The 19,986-nt window shown below is 38.5% G+C and carries 21 protein-coding genes; 6 read left to right on the top strand and 15 right to left on the bottom strand.

Annotated elements, in window-relative coordinates:
• The first annotated feature begins 396 nt into the window (after window positions 1-396).
• Window positions 397-726 carry a four-helix bundle copper-binding protein gene (locus FTV42_RS13510; protein WP_004641881.1) on the top strand — a complete coding sequence of 110 codons (330 nt, stop codon included), beginning with the start codon at window positions 397-399 and terminating at the stop codon, window positions 724-726.
• 128 nt (window positions 727-854) lie between these two features.
• Here FTV42_RS13510 and FTV42_RS13505 read toward each other — a convergent pair whose 3' ends face one another.
• The 6 genes from FTV42_RS13505 to FTV42_RS13480 all read right to left on the bottom strand — a co-directional run bounded on the left by FTV42_RS13505 (window position 855) and on the right by FTV42_RS13480 (window position 5,996).
• Window positions 855-1,148 carry a type II toxin-antitoxin system RelE/ParE family toxin gene (locus FTV42_RS13505; RefSeq protein ID WP_000221358.1) on the bottom strand — a complete coding sequence of 98 codons (294 nt, stop codon included), beginning with the start codon at window positions 1,146-1,148 and terminating at the stop codon, window positions 855-857.
• Entirely contained in the window at window positions 1,138-1,383 is a 246-nt protein-coding gene (locus tag FTV42_RS13500) for a type II toxin-antitoxin system RelB/DinJ family antitoxin (RefSeq protein ID WP_000246755.1), read from the bottom strand. Before FTV42_RS13500 ends, FTV42_RS13505 begins: the two co-directional genes overlap by 11 nt.
• A gap of 179 nt (window positions 1,384-1,562) precedes the next feature.
• Window positions 1,563-2,507: a copper resistance protein B gene (locus FTV42_RS13495; protein ID WP_004668309.1), complete on the bottom strand. Its 945-nt coding sequence runs from the start codon at window positions 2,505-2,507 to the stop codon at window positions 1,563-1,565.
• Window positions 2,494-2,832 (bottom strand): hypothetical protein, encoded by a 339-nt coding sequence (locus tag FTV42_RS13490; protein WP_004897649.1) that lies wholly within the window; start codon window positions 2,830-2,832, stop codon window positions 2,494-2,496. The genes FTV42_RS13495 and FTV42_RS13490 overlap by 14 nt, the downstream gene beginning before the upstream one ends.
• Complete coding sequence (locus FTV42_RS13485) at window positions 2,819-4,684, bottom strand: copper resistance system multicopper oxidase (RefSeq protein WP_180039042.1); 1,866 nt, start codon at window positions 4,682-4,684, stop codon at window positions 2,819-2,821. The genes FTV42_RS13490 and FTV42_RS13485 overlap by 14 nt, the downstream gene beginning before the upstream one ends.
• Before the next feature lie 745 nt (window positions 4,685-5,429).
• On the bottom strand, window positions 5,430-5,996 hold the full coding sequence (locus tag FTV42_RS13480; protein WP_004282172.1) for a recombinase family protein: 567 nt from the start codon (window positions 5,994-5,996) through the stop codon (window positions 5,430-5,432).
• Between the two features lie 70 nt (window positions 5,997-6,066).
• On the opposite strand from FTV42_RS13480, the gene FTV42_RS13475 reads away from it, so the two are divergent.
• Window positions 6,067-6,771 (top strand): IS6-like element IS1008 family transposase, encoded by a 705-nt coding sequence (locus FTV42_RS13475; protein ID WP_001067783.1) that lies wholly within the window; start codon window positions 6,067-6,069, stop codon window positions 6,769-6,771.
• 78 nt (window positions 6,772-6,849) lie between these two features.
• Here FTV42_RS13475 and FTV42_RS13470 read toward each other — a convergent pair whose 3' ends face one another.
• From FTV42_RS13470 to FTV42_RS13460, 3 genes are all read right to left on the bottom strand, one after another.
• Window positions 6,850-7,770, bottom strand: coding sequence for a copper resistance protein B (locus FTV42_RS13470; protein ID WP_180039041.1), 921 nt, complete (start codon window positions 7,768-7,770; stop codon window positions 6,850-6,852).
• Window positions 7,757-9,580: a copper resistance system multicopper oxidase gene (locus FTV42_RS13465; RefSeq protein WP_180039040.1), complete on the bottom strand. Its 1,824-nt coding sequence runs from the start codon at window positions 9,578-9,580 to the stop codon at window positions 7,757-7,759. The genes FTV42_RS13470 and FTV42_RS13465 overlap by 14 nt, the downstream gene beginning before the upstream one ends.
• Before the next feature lie 89 nt (window positions 9,581-9,669).
• Window positions 9,670-9,966 (bottom strand): hypothetical protein, encoded by a 297-nt coding sequence (locus tag FTV42_RS13460; RefSeq protein ID WP_005006338.1) that lies wholly within the window; start codon window positions 9,964-9,966, stop codon window positions 9,670-9,672.
• Between the two features lie 148 nt (window positions 9,967-10,114).
• On the opposite strand from FTV42_RS13460, the gene FTV42_RS13455 reads away from it, so the two are divergent.
• Window positions 10,115-10,795, top strand: a complete 681-nt coding sequence (locus FTV42_RS13455; protein WP_004663993.1) for a heavy metal response regulator transcription factor — start codon at window positions 10,115-10,117, stop codon at window positions 10,793-10,795.
• Complete coding sequence (locus FTV42_RS13450; RefSeq protein WP_004281867.1) at window positions 10,788-12,188, top strand: heavy metal sensor histidine kinase; 1,401 nt, start codon at window positions 10,788-10,790, stop codon at window positions 12,186-12,188. The genes FTV42_RS13455 and FTV42_RS13450 overlap by 8 nt, the downstream gene beginning before the upstream one ends.
• A gap of 38 nt (window positions 12,189-12,226) precedes the next feature.
• Here the strand turns inward: FTV42_RS13450 and FTV42_RS13445 are convergent, their stop codons facing one another.
• The 6 genes from FTV42_RS13445 to FTV42_RS13420 all read right to left on the bottom strand — a co-directional run bounded on the left by FTV42_RS13445 (window position 12,227) and on the right by FTV42_RS13420 (window position 18,117).
• Window positions 12,227-13,510, bottom strand: coding sequence for an MgtC/SapB family protein (locus FTV42_RS13445; RefSeq protein ID WP_180039039.1), 1,284 nt, complete (start codon window positions 13,508-13,510; stop codon window positions 12,227-12,229).
• On the bottom strand, window positions 13,507-15,882 hold the full coding sequence (locus FTV42_RS13440) for a heavy metal translocating P-type ATPase (protein ID WP_180039038.1): 2,376 nt from the start codon (window positions 15,880-15,882) through the stop codon (window positions 13,507-13,509). The genes FTV42_RS13445 and FTV42_RS13440 overlap by 4 nt, the downstream gene beginning before the upstream one ends.
• Before the next feature lie 11 nt (window positions 15,883-15,893).
• The gene (locus FTV42_RS13435; RefSeq protein WP_004281871.1) at window positions 15,894-16,544 is read right to left on the bottom strand and encodes an isoprenylcysteine carboxylmethyltransferase family protein; all 651 of its coding nucleotides are present in this window, start codon (window positions 16,542-16,544) and stop codon (window positions 15,894-15,896) included.
• A gap of 20 nt (window positions 16,545-16,564) precedes the next feature.
• Entirely contained in the window at window positions 16,565-16,813 is a 249-nt protein-coding gene (locus tag FTV42_RS13430) for a DUF2933 domain-containing protein (protein ID WP_004695740.1), read from the bottom strand.
• A gap of 26 nt (window positions 16,814-16,839) precedes the next feature.
• On the bottom strand, window positions 16,840-17,271 hold the full coding sequence (locus FTV42_RS13425; RefSeq protein ID WP_034706024.1) for a hypothetical protein: 432 nt from the start codon (window positions 17,269-17,271) through the stop codon (window positions 16,840-16,842).
• 603 nt (window positions 17,272-17,874) lie between these two features.
• The gene (locus FTV42_RS13420; protein ID WP_004281876.1) at window positions 17,875-18,117 is read right to left on the bottom strand and encodes a DUF2789 family protein; all 243 of its coding nucleotides are present in this window, start codon (window positions 18,115-18,117) and stop codon (window positions 17,875-17,877) included.
• Between the two features lie 351 nt (window positions 18,118-18,468).
• On the opposite strand from FTV42_RS13420, the gene FTV42_RS13415 reads away from it, so the two are divergent.
• On the top strand, window positions 18,469-18,849 hold the full coding sequence (locus FTV42_RS13415; protein ID WP_004681441.1) for a copper resistance protein CopC: 381 nt from the start codon (window positions 18,469-18,471) through the stop codon (window positions 18,847-18,849).
• 64 nt (window positions 18,850-18,913) lie between these two features.
• Complete coding sequence (locus tag FTV42_RS13410; RefSeq protein ID WP_005220177.1) at window positions 18,914-19,795, top strand: copper resistance D family protein; 882 nt, start codon at window positions 18,914-18,916, stop codon at window positions 19,793-19,795.
• Window positions 19,796-19,986 lie beyond the last annotated feature (191 nt).

Raw genomic sequence — 19,986 nt, 5'->3', positions numbered from 1 at the left:
AAGAACTATCAAAAACGATCATAAAAAAGCCGAGTTGTTTCCAAGTCAGCTTTTCGACATCGTCGAGCATTATCACTATAACACAAGTATTTGATTTTTATGTGTTTAAAATATGAATTTCGTATAACAACCATTATGTTAAATAGAGGGAAAATCTATTTTTAAAGTGATAAAATTATTGTAGTTATTTTAAGAATAGCTGCTTTTGATACTTGATCATCTATCCTAATTAAAAACTGTTTTTTAATAATTTGGAATATAAATAAGATTTAGTTAAAATTAACATTATTCATATAAATTAAAATTATGTATTACATTTACTAATAATTTAAAATAATTAGTAGAAAAAAATTATGTTTTAATTATTTCTTTGATTATATAAATTGAGAGTAAAAAATGATTAATACGGAATTTTCAGAGTGTATTTCTGCATGTACAAACTGTTCACTTATTTGTACTGAATGTGCAACTTCTTGTTTAAAAGAAAAAGATTTAGAGATGATGCGTGAATGTATTCAACGTTGTCTAGAATGTGCAGATATTTGTCAGTTATGTGTGCGTATGCAACAACATAACTCACCTTTCCTCAAAGAGATTTGTGAGCTTTGTGCTAAGATCTGTGAATATTGTGCGGAAGAGTGTGAAAAACATTCACATGATCATTGTAAAAAATGTGCTGAGGCTTGCCGTCAGTGTGCAGAAGAATGTCGAAAAATTGCCATGTAAAATACTTCAATAATGTTAATTATATGGCTCTAGACTAACATAATCATTCTGCTAGTCTAGAGCCTTTCCTAAAATTAACATAATACACCTTATACGAAGCCAAAAATGGGAGCTTTAAGCTCCCATTTTTAGTCTTTAATTCGCTTTTTCGCTTCGTCATAAACTATGCTATCAGCTCGTTTTCCGACGGTAATGAGCAGGATAACTACCTGATCATCTTTAACTTGATAGACAAGTCGGACACCAGCTTTTAATAATTTGATTTTATAGCAACCTGCAAGATCGCCTCTAAGCATATTCTTTGGAATATGTGGCTGCTCTATGACTTTGGCTAGTTTCTTTTTAAATTGATCTCGTATAGCAACAGGGAGTTTTTCCCATTCTGCTGTAAAGTCCTTGTGACGTAAAAGCTTATAAGTCATCTAATGTGACTTCCTCAAACATCTCTTTAGGATCATTAATGCGCTTACGGACAAGAGCTAATAATTCTTCATCTTCTTCTGAAAGCAAAGCTTTTTTGACAGGCAGTTTCCCAGTCGTAGCAACATACTCAAGAATACTAGTGAAGAAATCCGTAGGTGCAATACCTTGCTCTTTAAGGATTGAATAAGATTTTTCTTTAAGGGCTTCATCGATCCTGAAGTTAACAGTAGCCATCATATTTCCCAAGTATTTAATGTACTAGGAATATTGTAATGCAAATTGCATTACAAGTCGACTTCGCATAACAGCCATTATGTTAAATGGAAGGAAGCAAAATAAGTTAACATTTTGCTTCCGGCCACATTAAGCTAGAGTTTTATTTAAATAAAGCTATTTAGTAATCATTAAATTAATTAAAATCTAAATCTAACACCAGCTCCATATAACCAACCTTTCTCAGAGTTTGATTCTATTTGCCACGACGTTTCATCATTACCTTTTGAATACTCATAGGCAATGTCGATATACGGCATGATCTTTTTACTGATTTCATAGCGAGTTTCAAACCCTGCGGTTGCACTGCTTAAACCAGTTTTTTTCGCATATTTAGAGTCATCACTAAAGATAGCATCCAACTCTAAATAAGGTTGAATAATCAACTTTTGCGTAATCAGAAAATCACGTTCCGTTTCTAGGCTAAAGCCCGCATAATTGTCTTCTCCCGCATAGAGATAAGCATCAGTTTCAAAGAAATATGGCGCCATACCATGTAAGCCAATCACCGCATCAACATTTTCTTCGGTGTCTTTGCGATGATCATTGAGTTCAACTTTTTCACTACGATAACGTGCACCAATCTGTGCATCCCAAAAGTCTGAAATCATACGGCTATATAAAAGTTTGGCATCATAATGTGCATCATGCGATTCTTCTTTATCGGCATGAATTTTAATAAAAACCTTATTTTCATCTGTGCCAATACGGGTTTCAAACTCTGACTTTAAATCACCTGTGCCATCTTCATTGACAAGCCACTTATTGTCCACTGTCGTAATCGCATAAATTTGCGCACCGTGTTCTGAGCGATGATCATAATGCGAACTCTGCTGAGCATTCGCATCTGGTACATGATGTAAATGATTAACCGTAGATGTTGCCTGATGTTGTGCCTGATTCATTTGGCTATGGTTCATTTGAGAGCGATCCATTTGCATCGGCTGATTTTGACTAGAAGATGTAGCAACTGTCATTTTTTCAGGCGCACTATGATCTTCACCATTATGTGCCAAACTCACTGCACTGACCATCAACAAAGAGCTTGCTAAAACAGTTTTAGAAAAAAGATTAATGGTGCGCATGTTGATCTCCTTTCTGTACTTTTTGATCTTGCTGTTTCTCTGTTGATTTGTGATGCATTGGCTGATGACCTGCATGTTGATGGTTCATCGGTGCTGAATGTGCAGCATGATTCATTTTCCCCATCATCTGCATGTGTTGTGCATGCTCTTGTGGAGAATGCTGTGAATGATCCATCTCAGACATCGCTTGATGATTCATTGATGGTACATTTTTTCCATCAGTCTGAGCAGTTGAATGATGCCCTTCGTGCGCCAAACTTAAGCTTGTTAAACTCAATACCGCAACAGAAAAAAACGCTTTAAATACAAAATTAGTGATGTGCATGTCCAGCTCCTTTTTGCTCAGTTACTTGGTGAGTTTGAGTCGAATTTGTACCTTGAATTGGCGTTGTAGACACTTGTTCATCGCTAACATTTGCCACGATCAACTTGTTCATCATTCCTGCACTCATGTGATACAACAAATGACAATGGATTGCCCATTCGCCCAACTCATCCGCAGTTAATAAAGCAGTCACTGTTTTACCCGGTGGTACAATCAATGTGTGTTTATTCGGCATATCTACCGACTCTTGACCATTCTCCAACTGCATAAACATGCCATGTAAATGCATGGGGTGCGCCATCATACTGTCATTAATAAATTTGATACGGATACGCTCGCCATACTTCACTTTTAATGGCTCAGCATCGCTGAATTTTTTACCGTTAATCGTCCAAATATAACGCTCCATAGTACCGCCCAAACGCACTACTAATTCACTGCTAGCTTCACGAGTATCTTTTTGCGGTTCTAAAGATTTTAAATCACTATATTGCAAGGCTTTATTGCCCGCAGGTGTAGATGCATTTGCCCAACCATAAACCACTTGATCATTTTCTTGTGGTTTTGCTGTGCCATGCTGTGAATGATCCATTTTCGAGTGATCCATGCCTTGCATATCGCCATGGTTCATTTTTGAATGATCCATTTTCGAGTGATCCATGCCTTGCATATCGCCATGGTTCATTTTTGAATGATCCATTTTCGAGTGATCCATGCCTTGCATATTGCCGTGGTTCATTTTCGAATGATCCATTCCTGCATGATCACCGCCACCATGTCCCATATCTTCCATGGTCAAAAGTGAGCGTGGACGTGGTGCAGGCATATGAATGCCATGTGTCATAGGATTTAATTCATTGTGCAGTGTACCAATCGCATAGCCTGCACGGTCAATTGACTCAGCTTCAATTTGATAATGTCCGCCTTTGGGCTCCACAATCACATCATAAGTTTCAGCTGTGCCAATACGAAACTCATCCACAGCAACAGGTTTTACAGGCTGACCATCAGCACTGACCACAGTCATTTTCAAGTTAGGAATACGGACATCGTAGAAAGACATCGCAGATGCATTCACAAAACGTAGGCGAATTTTTTCATTCGGTTTAAACATTCCTGTCCAATTTTGTTCAGGTGTTTTGCCATTAATGAGGAAGGTATAACCTGTAACATCCGACATGTCGGTTTTTAGCATACGCATCTGATTCCACATTTTGCGGTCAGACCATGTCGCTTTTATGCCATCACGTTTAACCTGCTTCCAAACATCACCCAAGGTTTCACGCTGATCTTGATAATATTCAGCTGAAATTTTAAGATCTTTCTGAATTTGATCACTGGTTTTTTCATGAAAATCTGACAACATCACCACATAGTCACGTTCAGCTTTTTCATGTGCTGCCAATGGTGTTTTACCTTTTGGATAAATCACAAAAGAACCATATAAGCCGTCCTGTTCCTGTCCTTTAGAATGAGCGTGATACCAATAAGTCCCGCTTTGGCGAATCTTGAATTTATAAACATACTCGCTTTGAGGCTTAATACCGTTAAAACCATTAAATCCCGGTACACCATCCATAATGCCCGGCAACAACAGTCCGTGCCAATGAATAGAAGAATCTTGGTTTTTTAAATTATTTTTCACGCGAATGATGGCTTCATCACCCTCTTCAAACTCAAGCAAAGGCGCAGGAAATTGACCATTTACGGTAATGCGCTTTACAGGCTTTCCAGTTGGGCTGACCACTGCTTCATCAATAACAAGCTGATATTCACGCACTTCGGCAAAAACCAAAGGCGACGATGCAAAACAAATACCTGCTAATAGGTACCAACTAATTTTATGAGACATAACTTAACCTTAATTTTTGAAAAATAAATAAATTTTAAAAAAATTGGTTAAGTTTTAGGAGGACGTGAAATTTCTTGCCAATACCCATTTAGATATTGGTTGGGGTAATAAAAATTAGGCTGATCTATAGAATAGAAGGTATATAGGGGATCTAGCGAGCTTTGCAAAGAATGAAGACATGAGATCTGTGTCTGGCAGGATAAGCTAGAACATTCCTGACACTTTTTGTGATCTATATTCTGATTAAGAGCTAAATGATTATGGCAATCGGTATTCGTCTGTACTTCGTGATTAATACCATGTTGAGTGACTTGCTGTGCTTGATCTAAACAATGATCTTGGCTCATTTCAGTTTGCATATTGATATGCATTATCTTTACTGATGCAACAGATACACTACTCCATCCTATGGCAAAAACCATAAGAAAACAAAACCAAAGTTTTTTGGAGAGATGAGTCAACACGAATGCTATCTAGGAATAGAATTTAATCCAAAATATCTTAACGGAATTTCAAATATTTACAACCCAATATAATTTAGTAGTTTCTCTAAAAATAACATAATACACCTTATACGAAATTCTCTTTATTTATCTTTAAATTTCAGTATATTAGATCAAGCCGTTGTGGGGCATAGGGTACCAGAGCGGCTTTTTATTGATTATTTATGTTCCACGCTTAAAATTCGAACAATGTTTCATGATTTTTATAAGTTAAACTAAATTTAGTTGCCAATCCCAATAAGCTATTCACTAACTTGTAAATATCGGTATACCGCCTGACGACTAATCCCAAAAGCTTTTCCTAATGCCATTTTTGATGGATACTTCCCTTCCCTCCATGCTTGTCGTAAAGCTTCAGCTTGGTCAGGCTTTAGTTTATGCACCCGACCTTTGTACTTCCCCTGAGCAGAGGCGAGTTTTATTCCTTCCTTTTGCCGCTCTAAAATGATCTCACGTTCGAACTGTGCAAAAGCACCCATCAATTGCAGCATCAAATTATCCATCGGGGTGGATTCGGCCGTAAAAGTAATATTTTCTTTTACAAACTGGATGGCAATCCCTCGTTTGACCAGTTTATCTACTTCAGTGACCAAATCTTTCAGGCTTCGCGCAAAACGATCCATGGAATGTACAATCACCCTGTCCCCTTCCCGGACATAGTTCAACATTTCCTGAAATTTAGGTCGGTCAGTATTTTTACCTGAAGCACGGTCAACAAAAATCCGGTCGACTTCAATTCCCTCAAGTTGACGTCCAGTGTTTTGCTCGACAGAACTTACCCGGATATACCCTACTTTTTGGCCTTTCAATTTTTCAGGCACTGTTGCAAATAGGCTGACATGATAAGCTAAATATCTTATTTATTTCGAGATACAGCAGATGAATCCCTTCCACGGTCGGCACTTTCAAGGTGAAATCATTCTTTGGGCTGTTCGTTGGTATTGTAAATATGGCATCAGCTATCGTGAACTTCAAGAAATGCTCGCTGAACGAGGCATAAATGTGGATCACAGTACAATTTATCGTTGGGTTCAGCGTTATGCTCCAGAAATGGAAAAACGGTTACGCTGGTATTGGCGTAATCCTACAGATTTACATTCATGGCATATGGATGAGACTTATATCAAAGTGAAGGGGCGATGGACTTACCTGTATCGTGCAGTTGATCAACGGGGTCATACGATTGACTTTTACCTTTCCGCTAGACGGAACAGTAAATCAGCCTATAGTTTTCTAGGAAAGATCTTCAATACGGTGAAAAAATGGCAAATTCCACGGGTCATCAATACAGATAAAGCAGCGACCTATGGCCATGCTTTATCACGGTTAAAGCGAGAAGGAAAATGTCCAGTAGATATTGAGCACAGGCAGATTAAGTATAAAAATAATGTCATTGAATGTGATCATGGTAAGTTAAAGCGGATCATCAGGGCCACATTAGGATTCAAATCTATGAAGACGGCTTATGCCACAATTAAAGGTATTGAAGTCATGCGTGCACTACGTAAAGGACAAGCATCGTCATTTTATTATGGTCAGCCTCAAGGTGAAGTGTGTCTAATCAACAGGGTTTTCGGTCTCTAAGCACTTTTAAAAAGGAACTTCATCGACTCAAATCTCTATTTGCAACAGTGCCCATTCATGATTCCAAGTCATATTATTTTAAAAAACTAATTCGATACCTGCACCATATTTCCATCCCTTTTCAGACTCTGTTGCCTCTTGCATAGAAGTGGCTTTCTGTCCTTTTTCATATTGGTAAGCAACATCAATGAAAGGTTTAATTCGCTTAGTAATCTCATATCGGGTTTTGATACCAGTTTTAAGTTCTGATAAACCTGATTTTGCAGCATAGTTAGAATCATCGCTAAATATTACATCTGCTTCGATATAAGGTTGAGTAATAAGTTTCTGAGTTAAAAGCAAATCACGTTCTAATTCAAAACTTGCTCCCCAAAAATTATTCTCACCGCCATAAAGATATGCTTGTGTTTCAAAGAAATAAGGAGCTAATCCTAATACACCAATAACACCATCAACTCGATCACTGTTGCTGCTATTTTTATCTTCGCTATATCTTACACCAGCTTGTATATCCCAAAATGGGGCTACGTTACGGCTATAAAGTGCTGATACAGCATATTTTGGATCATTACTTTCTGACTTTTCCGAATTGGCTTCAATAAATAGACGATTTTCATCTGTTCCAATCAAAGTTTCAAGCTTTGTTCCTAGGTTGCCCTTACCGTCTTCATCAACCATCCATGCATTTTCAAGTCTTGTTACTTGATAAATTTGTCCGCCATGTTCTTTAAGATGATCATCGTGAGATCCGTCTGATCTCTTTCTTGCAGTCAAAATAATATTATCTCCCCCATTTGCATTTTCCATTGAATAATATTCTGGATAACGCTCTTGAAGGGAATACTTTAATCCTCCAGATTCCTGTAAAAGAATTTTCATATTTTTTGTAATATTACTGTCTTGTACAGGAGTTTCATTTTTAGCGAACGTTAGATTTGATAATCCAAATAGCGCAATCATCAAAGTTGTTTTTGAAAACAAATTATTAGTGATGTGCATGTGGATTTACTCCCTTCTCATTTACTTGGGACTGAGGAACAGTCTTTGTAGAATTACCATCTTCCACTTGAGCTACAATGAGTTTATTCATCATTCCTGCACTCATATGGTAAAGCAGGTGACAATGAATAGCCCACTCACCTAACTCATCAGCTGTGAGTAGAGTGGTTATCGTTTTCCCAGGTGGAACAATTACCGTATGTTTGTTTGGCATATTGCTTGGATCCTGACCATTCTCAAGCTGCATAAACATGCCATGTAAGTGCATTGGGTGAGCCATCATACTGTCATTGACAAATTTTAAGCGAATACGTTCACCATACTTCACCACTAGTGGGTCGGCTTCATTAAATTTTTTACCATTTATTGTCCAAATATAACGCTCCATGTTTCCACCAAGACGGATCTCTATTTCACGTTCAGCTGCACGAGTGTCTTTTTGAGGATCTAACGATTGCAAATCACTATATTGCAATGCTTTATTACCTTCAGGTGTTGAAGCATTTGCCCATTCAAATACGGTATTATCATTCTTGTCTGAAGCCGCCTTAACAGTAGCGCTATTCATCGGCATATCATGATCCATACCTTTCATAGAAGACATATCATGATCCATACCTTTCATAGAAGACATATCGTGATTCATGCCTTTCATAGAAGACATATCATGATCCATACCTTTCATAGAAGACATATCGTGATTCATATCTTTCATAGATGACATGTCATGGCTCATCCCCATATCTTCCATAGTTAATAAAGCACGAGGGCGAGATTTAGGCATCTCAATTTGTTTGACTGCTGGGCTGCTTTCTTCATGTAATGTTCCCACTGAAAAACCGGTACGATCAATAGATTCAGCTTCAATTTGGTAATGTGCTTGTTTTGGTTCCACAATGACATCATAGGTTTCAGCAGTACCAATACGGAACTCATCTACAGGAACGGGCTTTACAGGTTGACCATCAGCACTGACTACAGTCATTTTTAGGTTTGGAATGCGTACATCAAAGAATGACATAGCGGAAGCATTAATAAAACGAAGGCGAACTTTTTCACCAGCTTTGAAGTTACCGGTCCAGTTTTGCTGAGGTGTTTTGCCATTCATTAAAAATGTATAACCAGTCACATCGGACATATCTGTTTTCAACATCCGCATCTGATTCCACATAGAGCGGTCTTGCCAAGTTGCCTTTAATCCATCACGTTTAACTTGTTTTAATACATCGAATACTGTTTCGCGACGGTTCTGATAGTAATCTGCTTCTTTTTTAAGATTTTTCATAATTTGATCACTTGTTGAATTATGAAAATCAGAAAGCAAAACAACGTAATCTTTATCGGTTTTTTCAGCAGCTGTTAGTGGAGTTTTATCTTTAGGATAAATAACAAAAGCACCATATAAACCGTCTTGTTCTTGTCCTTTACTATGTGAATGATACCAATAAGTACCATTTTGGCGGACTTTAAACTTATATTCATAAGTTTTATTAGGGGCAATGCCATTAAATTTGTTAAATCCAGGTACACCATCCATAATTCCAGGTAATAATAAGCCATGCCAATGGATTGAAGAGTCCTGATTTTTTAACTTATTGTGAACACGGATAACGGCCTCATCACCTTCTTCAAATTCAAGAAGTGGTGCAACGAATTTACCATTAACGGTAATTCTCTTTAGCGGTTTTCCTGTGATATTTACAGTTTGTTCAGCGATTGTTAAATCATATTCTTTAACTGCCGCCATTACCCAAGTTGATGAAAATAAACCAACTCCAATTAAGAGTATATGACTTAACTTTTTTGACATTCTATCTCACCTTTAGAAAGGTCAAGATTGAAGTAATAAAGCAAATATTTAGTATAAACTTTAATACTTCTTTCTCGCTATTTATAAAATTATTTATTGCTACCAGGCATATTCATCTTTGAATGATCCATTTTAGAATGGTCCATATTCATCATAGAATGATCCATTTTTGACATGTCAGATGAGTTAGGAGACTGATGTTGACTATGATCTTGCTGAGTCTTGTCATCTTTTTCCATTTTACAAGGTTTTGTACAAGGTTCCTGTGCTTTTACCGTTTTAGTGGCACTTGAGGTTGATACATCTTTTGCCCAAGATTGAGTACCAGCAATTAAAGTTCCAGCACACATTAAAATTGTTAGACTACGACGCACTACAGTTTTCATAAGTTTCTCTAAAAGTTAATTTCTTGCTACTACAATAAAGTGAAGCACTGAACATCTAAGTGACTTGAAAATGACATTTTTGTAATCTATCTCGATCAGATGTTTTATAACGTTATTATAGTTTTAATGAATGACTTAGGATTCGGAAATGAGAATACTATTAGTTGAAGATGAACAAAAAACTGGTGATTATCTCAAGCAAGGTTTATCCGAAGCTGGCTATATTACGGACTGGGTTACAGATGGGTTAACGGGTAAACATCAAGCTCTTTCTGAAGAGTATGACTTAATTATTTTAGACGTGATGTTACCTGGACTAAATGGTTGGAATATTATCAATGATATTCGTAGCAGCGGTAAAACAATGCCCATTCTTTTTCTTACCGCCCGAGATCAAATCGAAGATCGAGTAAAAGGTTTAGAGTTAGGCGCTGATGATTATTTAGTAAAGCCTTTTGCTTTTGCAGAGCTTCTAGCTCGAATAAAAACGCTCCTTAGACGAGGGCAACAAAGAGAAGATAATAATATTATTAAGATTGCTGATTTAGAACTTGATTTGAGAAAACGTCGGGTAACACGAGCAGGTCAACGCATTGATCTGACGGCTAAAGAATTTGCGCTTATGGAGCTTTTTATGCGTAGAAGAGGTGAAATTCTACCAAGAGCACTTATTGCATCTCAAATTTGGGATATGAACTTTGATAGTGATACGAATGTCGTTGAAGTCGCTATTAAACGATTAAGAAGTAAAGTTGACAGTAACTTTACTCCCAAATTAATTCAGAATATTCGAGGAATGGGGTATGTACTAGAGGTAGAGGATGAATAATAATTTATTCAGAGCGATCAGTTTCCGGATCGGTATCATTTTCTCATTATCTACTATTTTCATTCTAATTATTATGGGTTTGTTCATAAATAAATTAGTAATGCATCATTTTGAAACTCAAGACCGTACCCAATTAGAAGGTAAAATCCAGCTTATTCAGAATCTTCTCCAACAGCATCCTAAAAATTCTCCAGAACTTAATCTTTATTTAAGAGATGCGTTAGTTGGACACCATGATCTTATGGTCCAAATAGAACGACCGACAGGTAAAGTTTTATTTAGTTCAGCATCCTCAATCATTAATACTCAAAATTTAATCAAGTCAGCAAATAATTCATGGATTAAATGGCAAGTTCAAAATAAGACCTATCGTGGCATGATCTACACTACAGGTATAAATAGAAATTCTGAAATACAATCTGTACGAATTATTGTTGGGATCGATACATCAGAACATCTACATTTTCTAAAAGATTTTAAGCGTCAACTTTTGTATATTGGTTTGGCTGGTACAATTTGTTTAATGTTTTTAGGTTGGTTTGCAACCTGGAGAGGTTTAAGACCAGTGCAAAAAATGGCTAAGGTCGCAGAAGGAATTTCTGCTCAACATCTTTCAGAACGTTTAGAAGTTGAGCATACACCAACCGAACTAAAATCATTGGCAATCGCCTTCAATGCTATGCTGGACAGACTAGAGTCAGCTTTAGAAAAACTTTCCGATTTTTCATCTGATTTAGCACATGAAATTAGAACACCGATTAATAATTTAATGACCCAAACTCAAGTATGTCTCGCCCGTAACCGAGATATTGGTACTTATCAAGAAATACTATTTTCTAATTTAGAAGAATTTGAACGTTTGGCTCGAATGGTGTCCGATATGCTTTTCTTGGCAAAAGCAGAACATGGCTTAAATTTACAGAACTTACAGAATATTGACCTCATTAAAGAAGTTACCGCTTTATTTGATTTCTATGACGCTCTAGCTGCCGAAAAAAATATGACACTTCAACAAACAGGATCTGGCAATGTAAAAGGTGATCCTGCTATGTTACGTCGCGCACTCAGCAACCTATTGTCTAATGCAGTTAAATATGGAAACAAGAATTCTACAATACAGATAAAACTTCAACAGAATTTAGATAACACAATATTTTCAATTGAAAATGAAGGCCCTGAACTCTCTCCTGAACAACTATCCAGATTATTTGATCGTTTTTATCGAACAGATGCGTCTAGACAAAGAACAGAAGAAGGAACCGGCTTAGGGCTTGCCATAACAAAATCTATTCTTGATATGCTTGGGGCGACCATCCAGGCTGAATCCCTCAATGGTCGAATCATTTTTACCATTGTTTTTCAAAGTGAATCCATGCAAGGGGAATCATTTTAACTCATTTTTTGAACATCTTCTATTTACCCGAGTTGACCTTACATAAAGCTCAAACTGAGAGCCAGAGCTACGCCAGCACCTATCATGGCAATTGTGTAGCCAAATATGATAGCTCGGCCAAACTGTGCCCCCCCTGTCATCCATGCAATTGTCGCTTTGCTTAACATGTTGCTCAGTGTGGCCAGCCCTAGCGCGACAGCAGCCACATTTGTTGTTAAGCCTTCAGTACTATGCAGGCGGGCAAGTGAGACTAAAATAGCATCTACGTCTGCTAGCCCAGAAATAGTCGATAATACGAAGATGCCGCTGGTGCCCAACCATTGTTTTGCTGCCGGGACCAAGACTGCCATGACAGCCAGGAAAGCAGCGAAGCTGAATGCTGTCCCAAGATCAAAAGGAGCCATTGCTTCTATTGTTCGATCGTTGTTTTCAGCGCTGGTAATTTGGCGTTGTCTCCACAATGCCATACCCAGCAGAAGGATTCCCGCAATCATCATTGCACCACCAAAAGTGCTTAGCAATGCTGGCTCAATGACGCCTATCAGCACAACCATACGAAAAAACATGATGCCACAGGCAGCCAATGTTCCAGAAATAGCAGCACTGACCATGACGGGGTGCTGGCGTGTATAGCGTGCCAGTGCGACAGTTGCAGCTGTAGAAGATGCCAAACCACCCAATAGACCTGTCCAGAATATGCCTCTTTCTGAACCGGTAAGCCGCATGGCAAAATGACCTGCCAGAGAGAGTCCGGCAATCAGGATCACTGCCCACCATAACTGGTAAGGATTTAATGCAGCAAAAGGTCCCATACCCGTATTGGGTAAGTAAGGTAATATAACGACAGAAAGTACCAGTAACTGCAGGGATGCGGTTAATTCACGATGTTCGATCAAGCGTAACCAACCATGTAAGGTTGGCTTGAGATCCAAAAATACAGCCACGATGACAGCCGCTGTTAATGCTAAAGTAACATTACCATGGGATGCATATGCACCTAGAACTAATGTCAACAGCATCGCGATCGTCGTGGTAGCGCTTAGATTACCGGAAAGTTTTGCGGTACGCGCGTAGGATACCGTAAGTAAAAGGGAAAGCCCTAATACGGCTGCGACTAGTGGCCAAGGCCCAAAGTTTGGCTGTAAATGACCGAGCACTCCTCCGAGTAATCCTGTCAATGTGAAGGTACGTAGGCCTGCTACTCGGCTGCCTTCTGGCAGTTCACGATCATTCCATCCTCGTTCTAAACCAATGAGCAGGCCGATGGCAAGTGCTGCAATCAGGCCTGATACATCTGGTGGAAGAAAAAGACTCTCTATCATAGCTTTTTATGTCGCAGGCGAAGGGCATTGGTGATGACTGAAGCTGAACTCAAACTCATAGCCAAGGCCGCAATCATGGGTGACAACAACCAACCGGTAAATGGGTAGAGTACGCCAGCTGCTATTGGGATACCCAAGGCATTATAAAGGAAAGCAAACATGAGGTTCTGTTTCATGTTGCCAACAGTAGCTTCCGAAAGTGAACGGGCAACCGCGATACCGCGTAAATCTCCCTTGACCAAGGTAACTTGAGCACTATTCATTGCGACATCAGTTCCGGTCCCCATAGCGATACCGACATCAGCCTTGGCTAGTGCTGGTGCATCATTGATTCCATCGCCGGCCATTGCCACGATGCGACCTTGCTTCTGCAATTTGCTGACAAGTTCGAGTTTATCTGCGGGTTTAACTTCACCATGTACCTCATCAATACCCAGACGTGATGCGACTGAACGGGCAGTGGTGAGACCATCTCCTGTTGCCATCACGATACGTAGACCCGCTTCCTTCAGGGTGGCAAGTGCTTCAGGGGTACTTTTTTTGATGGGATCGGATACTGCAAGCAGGCCGGCCAATTCACCATTGATGGCTAGATGCATTACACTTGCACCTTCCGAACGCAGCTCTTCGGCTTGCGGAATCAGAGATTGTACCGAGATACCCAATTGCTCCATCAGTGCTGTGTTGCCCAAAGCTAACTGACGATCGCCCACTTGACCTCGAACACCAATCCCTGAGCCCGATTCAAAATTATCTGGTGTTTCAAGAGGCAGGCCACGTTCGTGTGCTGCGTTTACAATCGCTTCGGCTAGCGGGTGTTCACTGCCTTGATCAAGACTGGCGGCTAAACGTAATACTTCAGATTCATCGAAACCTGATGCGGCAACCACACGATCGAATACAGGGCGTCCTTCAGTTAACGTACCTGTTTTATCGATAATTAGTGTGTCAATCTTGCGTAGATTCTCAATGGCTGCTGCATCGCGGAACAACACACCATGAGTAGCACCTTGACCCGTTGCAACCATGATAGACATTGGAGTTGCCAAGCCTAGTGCACAAGGACAGGCAATAATGAGTACTGCCACAGCATTGATTAATGCATAAACCCAGCTCGACTCTTCTGGGCCGAACAGTCCCCATCCAAAGAAGGTAAGCAAGGCAATGGCTACTACAGCCATGACAAACCAACCTGCAACCTGATCAGCCATGCGTTGCATTGGTGCTCTCGATCGTTGAGCTTGCGCCACCATCTGTACGATCTGGGATAACATGGTACTTGAACCAATTTTCTCTGAACGCATGATTAGGGAACCATTGGTATTCAGGGTAGCACCAATGACTTTATCACCGATGCGTTTAGTGATCGGTAAAGGTTCACCTGTCAGCATCGATTCATCCACTGAACTACTTCCTTCAGTGATTACACCATCCACAGGCACTTTTTCACCTGGGCGAATTCTGAGTAAATCTCCTACATGGACATGCGTTAGAGGAACATCTTCTTCAGTTCCATCAGGCAGGATTCGGCGAGCTGTTTTAGGAGCGAGCCCAAGGAGTGACTTAATTGCAGCAGAAGTTTGCGAACGTGCTTTTAACTCCAATATTTGTCCCAGTAGGGTCAATGAAATGATGACCGCTGAAGCTTCAAAGTAAACAGCGACACGACCCATGGAAATAAATGAGTCTGGGAAGATTTGCGGTGCAATGGTTGCGACCACACTATAAATAAATGCAGCTCCAGTGCCCAAACCAATCAGCGTCCACATGTTCGGGCTGCGATTCACAACCGATTGCCAACCCCGGGAAAAAAATGGCCAACCTGCCCAAAGTACAATTGGGAGTGACAACACCAGTTCAATCCAGCTCTGAACAGCCATATTGAACAGGTTCATTTGATGACCAAACATCGCCAAAAAAGTCACGATGATGGTCAATGGCAGTGTCCACCAGAAGCGTCGGCGGAAATCACGTAACTCCGGATTCTCATCTTCATCTAATTCAGGAATGAGTGGCTCCAGTGTCATTCCGCATTTAGGACAGTTTCCAGGATGATCTTGCCTGATTTCTGGATGCATTGGGCATGTATAGATGGTCGTACCTGTTGTGCTTGCCGCATTAACGTGTTGAACAGTCTGATGATGCTGTGTATGTGCATCGGCAGTCGTCGTTGCGGGTTTAGCGATATATTGCACCGGGCTGCTATGAAACTTTGATTGACATTTATCACTGCAAAAAAAGTAAGTTTTCCCCTTAAATTCCTCATGGTATTTCGATTCTTCAGTGACGGTCATACCACAGACTGGGTCTTTCAGTACGTCTGTTGTAGCCTGTGCCATATGGTCCTGGTTATGATTTTTTTGATCTGACATAAATAATTCTCTTATGGTAAAGTGGTTTTATGGCCGAATTTTGGAATAAATCTCGGAGTCTGTTGAGCATAGCTGTCATAGACAGCGCCAAACTGTTTACTCATTTCAGCCTCTTCCTTAATTGCCAAGCGGCTGTACATTAAGAGTAGGATTGGAAACATTATCAGTGTCAGTAAAGTTGGCCATTGCAATAAAAAACCCAGCAAGATCATCACAAAAGCCACGTATTGTGGGTGACGTATACGTGCATAAGGGCCTGTGATCGCTAAAGAATGCTGACGTTGCGCGTTGTACAGCACGTGCCATGACGTTGATAACAGGTAAAATCCATAGCCCAAGAAAACGTAACTGGCGATATGCAAAATGCCAAAATGTGGATCACCTTTTTCACCTAATAGCGTTGACCACAAGTGACCTGCATTATGAGAAAGTAAGTCAAGTTGAGGGAAGCGAGTTTGAAGCCAACCAGATAACAGGTAAATGGTTAAAGGAAAACCATACATTTCGACAAATAGAGCAATGATAAAAGCCGAAAAGGCCCCAAATGTACGCCAATCGCGCGCAGTGGAAGGTCTAAAAAAACTGAAAGCGAACATGATAAAAACTGCTGAGTTAATGATAACCAGCGTCCATAAACCATAAGCCGATTCCGCATGATTCATGATGGATCTCCTGATAAGAGCTATTTTTTGTTATCAGATATATCGGATTTTTTTTGCTGCGAGTGGTTATGCCCATGACCACCATGCATAAAAATATGCATCAGTGGACACGCTAAAAGGAATAAATAAGGCAAAGCACCGATAACGTGGGCTAAATGTTCCGTTAATAGAAAATAAGCTGCGATACCACCCAGCACGATTAGACCAATGGCATAACGTGTAGACCAAAAGTTAGGTACTGAATTATTTTCTTGGTGTTGGTGATTCATGGTGCTTTCCCCTAATTCATGGGTAACTATTTAGTTGCTGACGGAGGCATACAGTCCATCATCATCTGCATCATGGATTGCATCATGTCCATACGTTTTTCCATCATCTGCTGACGGTTAGCCATATTTGCATTCATGCTTTGGCTGCCCATCTGTTTCATCATACTCATACCTCCTTGCATGAGTTTCATGTGCTCAGCCATAAGTTTCTGACGTTCTTGTGGGGTTTTTGCAGCCATCATCTTCTCATGCATGGCTTGCATCGCCTTCATGTGTTGATCCATTGCAGCCATTTTATCTGTAGCAGTGGTGCTGGTAACTGTTTGCTTAATTGTTACTGCAGATGGTGCTGTTTTTTCAGGGTGGTGATCTTTGTGTTCATCGGATTGCTGTGCAAATGTATTCAATGACGCGGCTGCGATACATAAGCCCAAAAAAATGTTTTTGAATTTCATCATAATTTTTTCCTTTAAATAATTTGGAAGTAAAAGCTATGTTTTAGTACTGAACAGAGTCTAGGAATTTGACTACTAAACTGATGAAATTTTTGGTTATTCTCTGTCTCTCTTAAAAATTTTAGCACTATTAATTAATTATTTTTAAAAATGACAAAAATGTAATTTTGAGATCTTCTCGAAATATATAGTCTATGCTGAGATGACAAAAATTTTATTTAATATTAATCTTTTAAAACTATTAAAGTTGTTATGATTTTATGTGCTTAAAAAAATAAAAATGAAATGATTAGATGACTCCAAGGCTAGTTAGAGACACATTCTTAATGTAATTTACACTGTTATTCCTTTAAAGAAAAAATACAGTTGATCAAAATAGTTTTTTATAGAAAAAAGGGTGGATAATTTAATTATTAAACTTATTGGTATATTTATTAGATAGAAGGTAAAGAAGATTATTTTTAATATTAGGGTTTATAATCCAAATTTCAGAGTAAGGAATCTACTACTTATATAATAGAGATTCCATCTCCAAAACAGTACTACTGTATGAATGAGTTGTATTCAATGCAGGGAAGAATGTAGATCCTTAATACTAACGGAAAATTATTTTACTGAATTTTCATGTAAAGACTCATTTAATTGATCAATCACTGTCGTCCATTCACCATCAGAGTGTAGTTTTTCTTCTAAAAAATGACGTTGAGCATCAGTCCAAAAAATTGCTTGTGTTAAAAAAACATCTCCAGCTAGCTGATGGCTCTCTATGAATTTTGCAATTGCTTCTTCAGTAGAAGCTAAACCAAGCTGTTCAAATAATTTGGTCATTCTTGGACGTGTTTGAGTCATGTGCTTAGCCCACAAATTTATATTAGATCAAATTAAACATAACATGTTTATATTTAAACTAAAATATAAAAAATTAAATAGCTACTATTTTCTTAGACAAAATGATTACTACATTTCATAAATCAACCACCTACATAATTTGTTTGTTAAATGATCATTATTTTTCAATAAGATTATTTTAATAGTTAAAGATTTTAAATTTTAAAAATGACAAAAATGTAATTTTGAAGTCATCGCTCTGTTTCTGTCTCTCACTAATAATTGAAATATAAGAGGAGATGATGTGGTCTCATTAAATATAGATTTTATAAAGTCATCTCTAATGAACTAACGAATCAAGAGGAAACGTAAATGAAATTATTTCAAAATAAAATGACTGCTCTACGTAATGTTGTAGTAGCTGCAACGATGATTGTGGCTACTACAACTACGTTCGCTCATGTGAGTTTAGTGAGTGCGATTCCTGCGGAAAATGCATCTATCCTTAGTCAACCAAAGAACTTGACCCTTAACTTTGGTGCAGAGGTTATGTTGATGAATATTAAGTTACTGGATGCTCAGCGAAGAGATGTTCCTTTAAAATATAAAGTTACTCATGACTTAAAGAAATCCTTTGATGTCGCTCTTCCGAAACTGAAAAAAGGTAAATATACCGTTGTCTGGACAACAATGGGGAAAGATGGTCACAACATGAATGGTGAATATAGTTTCACTATCAAATCAACTAAATAAGAATTGATTACCTTTCAACATGTCAGTGAGGTGCTGGCATGTTGTTCTAGAATGGACAAAAATAATGATTTCTGAATATTGGATGTGGGCCACTTGGTTAACTAAGGTTATTTTATATTTAAGTGTAGCTTTTGTCGTTGGTGGAGCCTTTTGCTATTTTTTACTTAGACAATATCTTGAACTAAAAGAATCGATTCTTAAATATATTACAATTGGCGCTGGATTAGGCCTAATTTCCAGTACCTTGGGATTTTTTATTCTGATTGGTAGTTTTGCCAATACTGGTATTACAGGGATGGTGGACCCCACGTATATTAATATATTGGTTAATACTCCGACGGGGTATATATACGTTCTTCGTTCTATTAGTTTTGCTCTTTTACTTCTTCTCATGGTGGTTAAAGTTAACAGGAACAAAGGTCAGTTTTCTATAATTGAAAGTTCAATATTTTGTATTTTACTTATCCCGATTATTTTTAGTTTTTCCCAGCTCGGACATGTCGCTAATTTAACCTTACTTGCTCAAATTTTATTATCAATCCATATTCTAGTTATGTCGTTATGGATGGGGTCTTTATATCCGTTATGGAAAACCAGCCGGGAAATAAGTGGTTTACCTTTAAAAGATCGCATGCATGTATTTGGACGTATTGCTGCTTTCATTGTTGGGATATTAATCGCCTGTGGCGCTAGTGTAGCTCTTCTTTTAATTAAAGATTTTAATACCTTAATCAATACTGCATATGGCTATGGTTTCATGGTTAAAATGTTTTTTGTTATAAGTATTCTACTTTTAGCTGCCTTCAACAAATGGTATTTCACCCCGCGTCTTCAACATCCTAAATTCGCTAAACACCTTAGTCATGCCATTTTATTTGAGATGTTATTAGGTCTATCAATTCTATTAACAACAGGCTATATAACCACTGTCGTGGGTATTGAATAAGAGAATTTCAAAATAAGGGAATTGAGGAAATTTAACATTACTGCATTTATCTTTTGTAGCTGAGCAATAAAGTTTCTACTGGACTGTCAACTTACGACAATCAGAACAGTAAAATCGCATCATGAGGCATTATACATAAAGGTAGTCACCGGTTTTTAGCTTATCTTCAACCCATAACGGTCTCATCTATT

The organism is Acinetobacter sp. YH16052 (assembly GCF_013417155.1).
Lineage (GTDB): Bacteria > Pseudomonadota > Gammaproteobacteria > Pseudomonadales > Moraxellaceae > Acinetobacter.
Note: the sequence above shows the minus strand (reverse complement) of the source record. Positions and strands in the feature narration are given on the sequence as shown.

Coding starts and splice junctions, on each gene's coding strand:
- FTV42_RS13510 (WP_004641881.1), top strand. CDS start 397: ATGATTAATACGGAATTTTCAGAGTGTATTTCTGCATGTACAAACTGT.
- FTV42_RS13505 (WP_000221358.1), bottom strand. CDS start 1,148: ATGACTTATAAGCTTTTACGTCACAAGGACTTTACAGCAGAATGGGAA.
- FTV42_RS13500 (WP_000246755.1), bottom strand. CDS start 1,383: ATGGCTACTGTTAACTTCAGGATCGATGAAGCCCTTAAAGAAAAATCT.
- FTV42_RS13495 (WP_004668309.1), bottom strand. CDS start 2,507: ATGCGCACCATTAATCTTTTTTCTAAAACTGTTTTAGCAAGCTCTTTG.
- FTV42_RS13490 (WP_004897649.1), bottom strand. CDS start 2,832: ATGCACATCACTAATTTTGTATTTAAAGCGTTTTTTTCTGTTGCGGTA.
- FTV42_RS13485 (WP_180039042.1), bottom strand. CDS start 4,684: ATGTCTCATAAAATTAGTTGGTACCTATTAGCAGGTATTTGTTTTGCA.
- FTV42_RS13475 (WP_001067783.1), top strand. CDS start 6,067: ATGAATCCCTTCCACGGTCGGCACTTTCAAGGTGAAATCATTCTTTGG.
- FTV42_RS13470 (WP_180039041.1), bottom strand. CDS start 7,770: ATGCACATCACTAATAATTTGTTTTCAAAAACAACTTTGATGATTGCG.
- FTV42_RS13465 (WP_180039040.1), bottom strand. CDS start 9,580: ATGTCAAAAAAGTTAAGTCATATACTCTTAATTGGAGTTGGTTTATTT.
- FTV42_RS13460 (WP_005006338.1), bottom strand. CDS start 9,966: ATGAAAACTGTAGTGCGTCGTAGTCTAACAATTTTAATGTGTGCTGGA.
- FTV42_RS13455 (WP_004663993.1), top strand. CDS start 10,115: ATGAGAATACTATTAGTTGAAGATGAACAAAAAACTGGTGATTATCTC.
- FTV42_RS13450 (WP_004281867.1), top strand. CDS start 10,788: ATGAATAATAATTTATTCAGAGCGATCAGTTTCCGGATCGGTATCATT.
- FTV42_RS13445 (WP_180039039.1), bottom strand. CDS start 13,510: ATGATAGAGAGTCTTTTTCTTCCACCAGATGTATCAGGCCTGATTGCA.
- FTV42_RS13440 (WP_180039038.1), bottom strand. CDS start 15,882: ATGTCAGATCAAAAAAATCATAACCAGGACCATATGGCACAGGCTACA.
- FTV42_RS13435 (WP_004281871.1), bottom strand. CDS start 16,544: ATGAATCATGCGGAATCGGCTTATGGTTTATGGACGCTGGTTATCATT.
- FTV42_RS13430 (WP_004695740.1), bottom strand. CDS start 16,813: ATGAATCACCAACACCAAGAAAATAATTCAGTACCTAACTTTTGGTCT.
- FTV42_RS13425 (WP_034706024.1), bottom strand. CDS start 17,271: ATGATGAAATTCAAAAACATTTTTTTGGGCTTATGTATCGCAGCCGCG.
- FTV42_RS13420 (WP_004281876.1), bottom strand. CDS start 18,117: ATGACTCAAACACGTCCAAGAATGACCAAATTATTTGAACAGCTTGGT.
- FTV42_RS13415 (WP_004681441.1), top strand. CDS start 18,469: ATGAAATTATTTCAAAATAAAATGACTGCTCTACGTAATGTTGTAGTA.
- FTV42_RS13410 (WP_005220177.1), top strand. CDS start 18,914: ATGATTTCTGAATATTGGATGTGGGCCACTTGGTTAACTAAGGTTATT.